The organism is Anaerotalea alkaliphila (assembly GCF_010179735.1).
Taxonomy (GTDB): domain Bacteria; phylum Bacillota; class Clostridia; order Lachnospirales; family Vallitaleaceae; genus Anaerotalea; species Anaerotalea alkaliphila.
Map to the genome: position 1 here is coordinate 1 of NZ_JAAEEH010000062.1, position 8656 is coordinate 8656.

Annotated in this window: 8 protein-coding genes; all 8 read right to left on the minus strand. The window is 57.3% G+C overall.

The annotated features are described in order from the left end of the window. A partial coding sequence (locus GXN74_RS13735; protein ID WP_162369891.1) for a transposase occupies nucleotides 1-295 on the minus strand: 295 nt, incomplete at its 3' end. Between the two features lie 100 nt (nucleotides 296-395). After that, complete coding sequence (locus tag GXN74_RS13740) at nucleotides 396-1250, minus strand: pirin family protein (protein WP_162371512.1); 855 nt, start codon at nucleotides 1248-1250, stop codon at nucleotides 396-398. 96 nt (nucleotides 1251-1346) lie between these two features. Beyond that, nucleotides 1347-2678, minus strand: coding sequence for a glucarate dehydratase (gene gudD, locus GXN74_RS13745; RefSeq protein WP_162371513.1), 1332 nt, complete (start codon nucleotides 2676-2678; stop codon nucleotides 1347-1349). Nucleotides 2679-2697: 19 nt separating this feature from the next. After that, entirely contained in the window at nucleotides 2698-3582 is an 885-nt protein-coding gene (garR, locus tag GXN74_RS13750; RefSeq protein WP_212505824.1) for a 2-hydroxy-3-oxopropionate reductase, read from the minus strand. Nucleotides 3583-3638: 56 nt separating this feature from the next. Continuing rightward, entirely contained in the window at nucleotides 3639-4898 is a 1260-nt protein-coding gene (locus GXN74_RS13755; protein ID WP_162371515.1) for a glycerate kinase type-2 family protein, read from the minus strand. Nucleotides 4899-4921: 23 nt separating this feature from the next. Further along, complete coding sequence (gene dapA / locus GXN74_RS13760; RefSeq protein WP_212505825.1) at nucleotides 4922-5821, minus strand: 4-hydroxy-tetrahydrodipicolinate synthase; 900 nt, start codon at nucleotides 5819-5821, stop codon at nucleotides 4922-4924. A 28-nt stretch (nucleotides 5822-5849) separates the two neighbouring features. Further along, a complete protein-coding gene (gene garD / locus GXN74_RS13765) occupies nucleotides 5850-7388 on the minus strand; it encodes a galactarate dehydratase (protein ID WP_162371516.1) in 1539 nt (512 codons plus the stop codon). 113 nt (nucleotides 7389-7501) lie between these two features. Beyond that, entirely contained in the window at nucleotides 7502-8524 is a 1023-nt protein-coding gene (locus GXN74_RS13770; protein ID WP_162371517.1) for a tripartite tricarboxylate transporter substrate binding protein, read from the minus strand. Nucleotides 8525-8656 lie beyond the last annotated feature (132 nt).

Here is an 8656-nt window from a genome sequence, read left to right on the forward strand (position 1 = left end):
CCTCCTCTGGAGCCATATCCAGGAAATACTTGAAGGACATGTCGTATTTCGAACGCTCAACCACATCCACATCGGATAGTCCAAAGATGGCCTTTAAAATCAGGTATTTGAACAGTCTGATCGGGTCTATTGCATTGCGTCCATTGTTTAAACAGTATTTGTCCTTTAGCTCCTTATATACGAAACTGAAATCAACCAGTTCCTTGATCTTACGCAGCATGTTGTCTTTGGGGATGATGCGTTCATATAAGGATAGGAATTGACTTAAAACCATCGCCTGTTGTTGCTGGATCATAAGGGCCACCACCTTTTTTTGATACTATGATTATAACAAAAAAAAACTTGAATTGCAGTCTAATCTGCATTCAAGCTTCTTTTCTAATTATGAGACTTTTTCAGTGGCCTCCGCGCACGAAGGTTCCTTTGTCCAGTTCTTCAAAGGCCCGGTTCAACTCCTCCTTGGTGTTCATGACGATGGGGCCTCCCCAGGCGATGGGTTCCCGCAGCATCTTCCCGTATCCCAGCAGCACCCGCAGGTCCTCCTCCGGGTCAACGGCCTGCATCTCCAGGTATTCCCCCTCTCCGAAGAGGGCCACCTGTTTCCTGCGGACCAGCGTCTGGCTGTCGTCGAACTTGGCCAGCCCACGGAACACGAAGACGAAGGTGTTCACCTCCTCGGGAAGGCGGATCTTGAAGCTGACGCCCTTAGGGACGGTGATGTCCATCAGGCCCACCTCCAGCTCCCCCTTCTGCACGGGACCTTCAAAGCCCTTGTAGCTTCCGCCCACCAGGGCGATCCGCACCCCTTCCTCCTCCTCCACATGGACCATGCGGCTGCTGTCGATATCCTCGTAGCGGGGCTCGCACATCTTGTCCTTGGCCGGAAGGTTCAGCCAGAGCTGGAAGCCCTCCATGCCTCCCGGCACCGCCTGGGGCATCTCCTGGTGGAAGATCCCCCGGCCGGCGGTCATCCACTGGATCTGGTCCTTGCCGATGGTCCCGCTGTTGCCGATGCTGTCCTCATGCCTGACCTGTCCCTCCAGCATATAGGTGATGGTCTCGATCCCCCGGTGGGGATGCCAGGGGAACCCCATCCGGGCCGCGGCGGCGTCTTCCAGCCGGAAGTAGTCCAGCATCAGGAAGGGGTCGAACTCCGGAATCTCATAGTAGCCGAACACGCGGTTCAGGGGAACCCCCGCGCCGTCCGTGGTGCTTTTTGCGCTGATGGCCTTCAAAAGCTTCTTTCTCATTTTGACCACTCCTATCCTTCGTCTGCAGCGTGAAACAAAAAACCCTTATGCCATCATTATAGCATAAGGGTTTTTTTAATCCTAGTGTGGATGGGATCAGCGCACCAGACAGGGCCGCTTGTTGTCGAACTTCCAGCCGGGAACCAGATACTGCATTCCCATGGCGTCGTCCCTGGCGCCCAAGCCTTCCTTCATGTACAGTTCGTGGGCCTTCTCCAGCTGCTCCATGTCTATTTCGATTCCCAGACCCGGTCTGTCCGGAATCCGGAGCAGGCCGTCCCTGATCTGCATGGGCTCCTTGGTCAGCCGTTCGGTCCCCTCCTGCCAGATCCAGTGGGTGTCGATGGCCGTCACCTTCCCGGGCACTGCGGCGGCCACATGGGTGAACATCGCAAGGGAGATGTCGAAATGGTTGTTGGAGTGGGAGCCCCAGGTCAATCCGAACTCATTGCACATCTGCCCCACACGGACCGATCCGGACATGGTCCAGAAGTGGGGGTCCGCCAAGGGGATGTCCACGGAATGCAGCGCAACGGAATGCTGCATCTGCCGCCAGTCCGTGGCGATCATATTGGTCGCGGTCGGAAGTCCGGTGGCCTTCCGGAATTCCGCCAGGATCTCCCTGCCGGAGAAACCTTCCTCCGCCCCACAGGGGTCCTCGCAATAACTGAGGATCCCATGCATGTCCTTGCAGAGCTCAATGGCATCCTTCAGAAGCCACCCCCCGTTGGGGTCCAATGTGATCCGAGCTTCCGGGAACCTGGCTTTCAGGGCCCTGATGGCCTTCATTTCCTCGGCGCCTTCCAGCACGCCGCCCTTCAGCTTGAAATCCGTGAAGCCATAGATTTCCTTGGACGTTTCCGCCAGGCGCACGACGGCCTCCGGCGTCATGGCTTCCTCGTGCCGCACCTTGTACCATTCCTTGGAGGCGTCCGGCTCCCTATGGTAGGGCAGGTCCGTCTTGTCCGGGTCCGCAACGTAGAACAGGTATCCCAGAACCTTCACCGCATCCCTCTGCATGCCGTCCCCCAGAAGGGCTGCCACAGGCACTTCCAGATGCTGTCCCAGCAGGTCCAGCAGCGCGGATTCGACGGCGGTCACCACATGGATGGTGGTCCGCAGGTCGAAGGTCTGGAGCCCCCTTCCCCCTGCATCCCTGTCACTGAATTCCCTGGTGATGGTCTGCATGATGCTCTTGTAGTTTCCGATGGATTTGCCCACCACCAGGTCCTTGGCGTCTTCCAGCGTCTGCCGGATTTTCTCGCCGCCGGGAACCTCTCCCAGACCCGTATTTCCCAAACTGTCCTTCAGGAGGACGATGTTCCTTGTAAAATAGGGGGCATGGGCACCGCTCAGGTTCAGCAGCATGCTGTCCCGGCCTGCCACAGGCACCACTTGCATTTCAACGACTTTTGGTGTGTTTCCCATTTTGGCTCCTTCCAAGGGGTTATCTTGTCACTTCCAGATTTGCCAGCTTCTCGTAATACTTCACCAGGCTGGAATGGTCCTCCACTCCGCAGCCGTCCAGCTTGATGGTCTGCATCATTTCCATGACCTGCGCAGTGATCGGCATGGGAACCCCTACCCCATGGCTGGTTTCCATGACGTTGTTCAGGTCCTTGATGTGAAGGTCGATGCGGAAGCCGGGATTGAAATTCCTGTCCATCATCATGGGCGCCTTCGCGTCCATGACGGTGCTTCCCGCAAGACCGCCCCGGATGGCCTGGTAGACCAGGTCCGGGCTCACGCCCGCCTTTTGGGCCAACGTCAGCGCTTCCGCAACCGCGGAGATGTTGATGGCCACCACCACCTGGTTGCACAGCTTGGCGATGTTTCCGGCACCGATTTCCCCCACATAAACCACGGATCCCGCCATGGACTTCATCACGTCATAGCACCGGTCGAAGATTTCCTTTTTGCCGCCTACCATGACGGACATGGTTCCGTCGATGGCTTTGGGCTCTCCTCCGCTGACGGGAGCATCCAGCATGTCCACGCCTTTTGCCTCCAATGCCGCATAGAATTCCCGGCTGCTCAGGGGTGCGATGGAGCTCATGTCGATGACCACGGTTCCCGGCTTGGCTCCCTCGATCACTCCATTCTGTCCCAACAGGACTTCCTTCACATGGGGGGAGTTGGGCAGCATGGTGATGACGATGTCCACCTGGGCCGCCACCGCCGCATTGCTTTCCGCGCTGGATGCGCCCAGCGCCACCAGTTCGTCCACCGCAGGCTGGTTGATGTCCCTTACCACCAGGTCGTATCCTGCCTTCACAAGGTTCTTCGCCATTGGTTTGCCCATGATTCCCAGTCCGATAAGTCCGATTTTCATATCCATTCTCCTTTATATGCACTAGTGTTGTTTGTATTGTCCGATTGTTCCATTGTCTATTTGCACAGCACCATCATCAGGTCGTTCACATTGGTCCCCGTGGGACCGGTGACGATCAGGTCACCGCTTGCCTTCAGGGCATTGTAGGAATCGTTGTTGTCCAAATGCAATTCCGGCAAAAACCCTTTTTCCCGCATGCGCCTGGTGGTACCTCCGTCCACCATGCCTCCTGCGGCATCCGTCGGTCCGTCTGTGCCGTCCGATCCCAGGGACAGGACCACCGCTTCCTCCAGGCCCTCGATTCCCATGGCTGCCGCCAAGGCCAGCTCCTGGTTCCTTCCGCCTTTTCCCTGTCCCATCAGCCGGACCAGGGTCTCGCCGCCGGCGATGACCGCACACGGCGCCTTGAGATATCCTTCTTCCTCCCGGCCTCCGCCGCACAGCTCCCTGGCGATCCCAGCCAGCATCTTCCCCATTTCCTTGGCTTCACATTCCACCGTGGTGGATAGGATGACGGGCCTGTACCCAAGTTCCCTCGCATTGCGCGCGGCAGCCTCGCAAAGGGCGCTTACGCTTCCGGTGACGACCGTTTCGCAATTCTCCACCCGTTTGGGGGTCTCTTCCTTTAGGGCCTCCAGGATATGCTCCTCCACCTGCAGCCCGTAGGAACGGATGATTTCCATCGCCTCTTCGGAGGTGGAGCTGTCCGGATATGCGGGACCTGACGCGATGGAGTCGAGACGGTCGCCGATCACATCCGACAGCACCACCGCAAAAATGGGGGTTTCTCCGCATTCCAACGCAAACTTTCCTCCCTTGACAGCCGAAAGGTGCTTGCGGATGGTGTTGATTTCCACAATGTCCGCACCGCAAGCCAGGAGTTGGCTTGTGATGTCCATCAGGTCCTCCAGCAGGATCCCTTCCACCGGCTTCTCGAACAGTGCGGATCCGCCTCCGGAAATCAGCAATAGCATCTTGTCCTCCGGCCCCAGACTGCGGGCCATGGCTAGGGCCTTTTCAGCTCCCCGCACGGAATTTCCGTCCGGTATGGGATGCCCCGCCTCCAAGATTTCGAACCCTTCGATGGGTCCCTGGGAATGGTCGTATTTCGTCACCACAAGCCCTTTTTCAATCTGGGAGCCCAAGGTCGTTTTGGCCGCCTTCGCCATTGTCCAGGCCGCCTTCCCGATGGACACCACATGGATCCTGCCTGTAAGCCGCTTTTGTTCCAACGCCTTGACGACGGCGGCCTCCGGGAGCACGTCCCGTATGGAGGCTTGGATGATCAGCTCCGCATCTTGTCTAACCGTATTCATATCCACACCGCCTCACCTATTTGTCATTTGATCAGATCAAGGCTTGCCAACACTTTGCGCAGCTCTTCCATCTTCTCGGGCGAGCAGTGCTGGATGGGGCGCACCGGATTTCCAACCGGAATTCCCATCAGGTTCATGCAATCCTTCATCACCACAGGAAAGCTTCCGTAGCTGTAGGTGTTCCTAAGGGGAACCAGCTTGTACTGGGCCTCCACCGCGCCGGCGTGGTCTCCAGCCATGAACTTGTCATAGATGTCCACCACCAGCCGGGGGGCCACATTTGCCGTCCCCGCCACACAACCTGCCCCGCCATAGGCCAATGTCCCATAGACGAAGTAATCCGAACCGCTGAGCACCTTGAAGCTTTCCATCCCCTTCGTCACCCGCATGTACTCGATGGTCTGGGCGAAGTCGAAGGAAGTGTTCTTGATGCCCACGATGTTCTCGATTTTGGCAAGCTTCTCCAGCAGGGAAACCGAAATGTTGTTCGTGGTCTTGTCCGGATTGTTGTAAAGCAGCACCGGAAGGTCGGTGGATCCGGCGATGGCCTTGAAGTGCTCGTACATCTCCTTCTCCGTAGGCCGGATGAACATGGGCGTCAGCACCGTCAGCGCATCCGCACCTGCGTCTTCTGCCATTTTTGCCAGTTTGATGCATTCTTTCGTTGTGATTGCGCTGGCTCCCGCATAGACGGGAACCCTCTTGTCCACATGCCTGACCGTTGCCTCTACAGCCTTCCTTTGGTTCTCGAAATCCAGGGCATAGAACTCCCCGTTGCTTCCCAATACGAAGACCCCATGGACGCCGCCGTCCAGGACATGGTCGATCACCCTTTCCAACCCTTGTATGTCCACGTTTTCGTTGTCATCCACCGGGGTTACGATGGGGGGGATGACTCCCTTCAAATCCTTCAAATCCAACATGCTTCTCCTCCCAAATATGCGCAGCTGGTCAGGTCACCGGAGCCGGATTGAAAAGGCACAGTGCGTTTTCAATCCCCCAACGGTCTGCCCAGGTTTTTTCAGTTCCACTGGCCACCGCCAGGATTTTCTCGAAAATTTCGGCTCCCACCGATTCGATGGTTTCTTCTCCTGTGGCGATCCTGCCCGCATCGATGTCGATCAGGTCCTGCCACGTATTCGCAAGCTCCGTCCGGCTGCTGACCTTCAGCACCGGTGCCATCGCCAGCCCGTAGGGCGTCCCCCGTCCGGTGGTGAACACCTGCAGGGTGATGCCGGATGCCAGTTGGCAGGTGCCGCAGACAAAATCGCTGGCCGGCGTCGCGGCAAAGGTGAGCCCCTTTTTCCGCACCTTTTCCCCTGGGGACAGGACGTCCACGATGGGGGAAGTGCCCGATTTGGCAATGGAACCCAAGGATTTTTCCACGATGTTGGCCAGACCGCCCTGCTTGTTCCCTGGTGTGGGGTTCGCGTCCCGGTCCACCATTCCCCGCTCCAGATAGGCGTCGTACCAGGCCATTTCGTCCTTGATCCTTTGGCCGACCGACTGGTCGATGGCCCGGGGGATCAGCAGATGCACTCCGTCCCGCACCTCCGTCACTTCGGAAAAGATCACCGTGGCCCCTGCACGGACCAGAAGGTCCGCAGCGTGACCCACGGCCGGGTTTGCGGTGACCCCAGAAAGGGAATCGCTTCCCCCGCACTGCAGGCCCACCACCAGCTCCGATGCGCCGACGGTTTCCCTGCGCCGGTTCTCCAGACGTTCCAGACAGGTTTTGGCTTTATCGACGATATCCTGCAGCATCGTCCCGAATCCGGCATCCTGCTGGAGGACGACCAGGTTCTCCGGCTTGATTTCGGGAAACAGCCTTTCCGGCATCAACTTCTCGCATCCTAGGCCCACCACCAGCAGTTCCCCTCCGAAGTTGGGATGTGTCCCCAGGTTCCGGATGGTCCGGATGGGAATCACCGCCTCCGGGGAACTGATGGCCACGCCACAACCGTAATTGTGGTTGATGGGGACCACTCCGTCCACATGGGGGTACAAGGGGAGCAATTCCTTCTTGATCCGCTCCACCGCCACATTCAGGACCCCCTCCACACACTGCACGGTGGTGGTGATCCCAAGAAGGTTTTTGGTCCCCACGGACCCGTCCGGGTTCCTGTACCCCTGGAAGGTCCGCCCTGTCAAGGGAGGTTCCGGCTGCGGCAATGCGGTGGCTGCGGAGAGCTCCTCCAGGCGGGGCGCAACAGGAAGGTTGACCTTGTGCTCGTCGATCCAGCTTCCCTTGGGGATGTCCATCTTGGCATACCCGATCACCTCCCCGTAGCGCAGGATCGGGTCTCCCTCTTTGAAGTCCGCCATGGCGACCTTGTGGCTCTGGGGGATGAATTCCACCGCCACAACCCCTTCCGGCAGTTCCGTTCCGGGCGCGACCCCCTCCGGATTCGCCACAATCTGCACGTTGTCCCTGGGATTTGTCTTGATGAGCCTTGGAACCGCCTTCATCCGCTTTTCTTGTTCCTCCATTGTCTGTGTGATCCTCCAATCTTTCCATGAAAAAACCGGCTGTAGCGAAGTCCTCCGTTACAGGAAATCCAGGATGCTGCTCAGCCGGTTTGTCTTCAATTGTTTGCTTCTGTTTACTTCAATTTGTCCGCATACTGCATGTAGTCCTCACGCAGTTCCAGAAGCAGCGCCGTTGCATCCGCGGAATTCAGGAAGCTGACGGGTTGCTTGTATCCCTCTTCCAGCTCCTTGGCATAGGCGGGGTTCTTTCCAACCTCTTCCATGGCGGCGGATACGTTTGCGATCAGCTCGGCATCGGTGCCTTTGGGGTATGCGGCGATGTAAGGCTTGTCCATGGCGAAATCAAAACCCTGTTCCTTGATGGTGGGGATGTCTCCCAACAAAGGATTCCTTTCGGCGCTCACCTGGCCGATGACCACCATTTCGCCCGTTGTGATGTAGTCCTGGACTGCTCCATAGGCGATGGACATCAGGTCGATCCTTCCTCCAAGAAGGTTCGTGATCTTTTCCGCTGCCGCTCCCACATCCACCGTGTTCAGGTTCGTGCCTGTCAGCTCTCCGAAGATCAGGCCCTGCAGATGGGTATAGCCGCCCAGCTCGGATCCGTAGATGATGGGTTTCTCCTTGGATGCTTCCGCAAGTTCTGCCACATTGGTGATTCCGGAGCTTGCGCTTACAACAAACACGGTGCTCTTGTCGATTCCGGGGATGGCTGCGATTTCGAAGTCCTCTACCCCATAGTCCGCCAATCCGGCCACTTCATTCACAATCAGCTGTCCGGTATGTCCGAAGAACATCACGCTTCCATCCGGATCGGATTCCTTGACATGGGAGGATGCGATGGTTCCGCCGCCGCCGGTCATGTTGGTCACAACCACGGTGACGCCTGTCAGTTCCTCAAAATACTTCGCCATGGTCCTGGCGTTGAAATCCGTATCTCCGCCGGCGCTGGCGGGAACGATCAATTCGATCGTCTTGACCGGCCACGCGTATTCTCCCGCACCTTCTTCCGTGGAGCCTGTTTCCGTGGAACCTGTCTCCGTGGAACCGCTTGGCGCTTCCGTTTTGGGTGCGCAGGCCGTGAAGAGGCCAACCGCCATTACCATCGTCATAATCCATGCTGCTGTCTTTTTCATAACTATTTCTCCTCGTATAATAAAATTAAATCATAGGTTTATCAGTTGCTTTTTTCTTAAACCACTTGGATATTGAACCCTATTCCTAGATAATAGAAGTATGGAATAAGGATCTATCTGGATTAAGGCTAT

Coding starts and splice junctions, on each gene's coding strand:
- garR (WP_212505824.1), bottom strand. CDS start 3,582: ATGAAAATCGGACTTATCGGACTGGGAATCATGGGCAAACCAATGGCG.
- dapA (WP_212505825.1), bottom strand. CDS start 5,821: ATGTTGGATTTGAAGGATTTGAAGGGAGTCATCCCCCCCATCGTAACC.
- GXN74_RS13770 (WP_162371517.1), bottom strand. CDS start 8,524: ATGAAAAAGACAGCAGCATGGATTATGACGATGGTAATGGCGGTTGGC.
- gudD (WP_162371513.1), bottom strand. CDS start 2,678: ATGGGAAACACACCAAAAGTCGTTGAAATGCAAGTGGTGCCTGTGGCA.
- GXN74_RS13755 (WP_162371515.1), bottom strand. CDS start 4,898: ATGAATACGGTTAGACAAGATGCGGAGCTGATCATCCAAGCCTCCATA.
- GXN74_RS13740 (WP_162371512.1), bottom strand. CDS start 1,250: ATGAGAAAGAAGCTTTTGAAGGCCATCAGCGCAAAAAGCACCACGGAC.
- garD (WP_162371516.1), bottom strand. CDS start 7,388: ATGGAGGAACAAGAAAAGCGGATGAAGGCGGTTCCAAGGCTCATCAAG.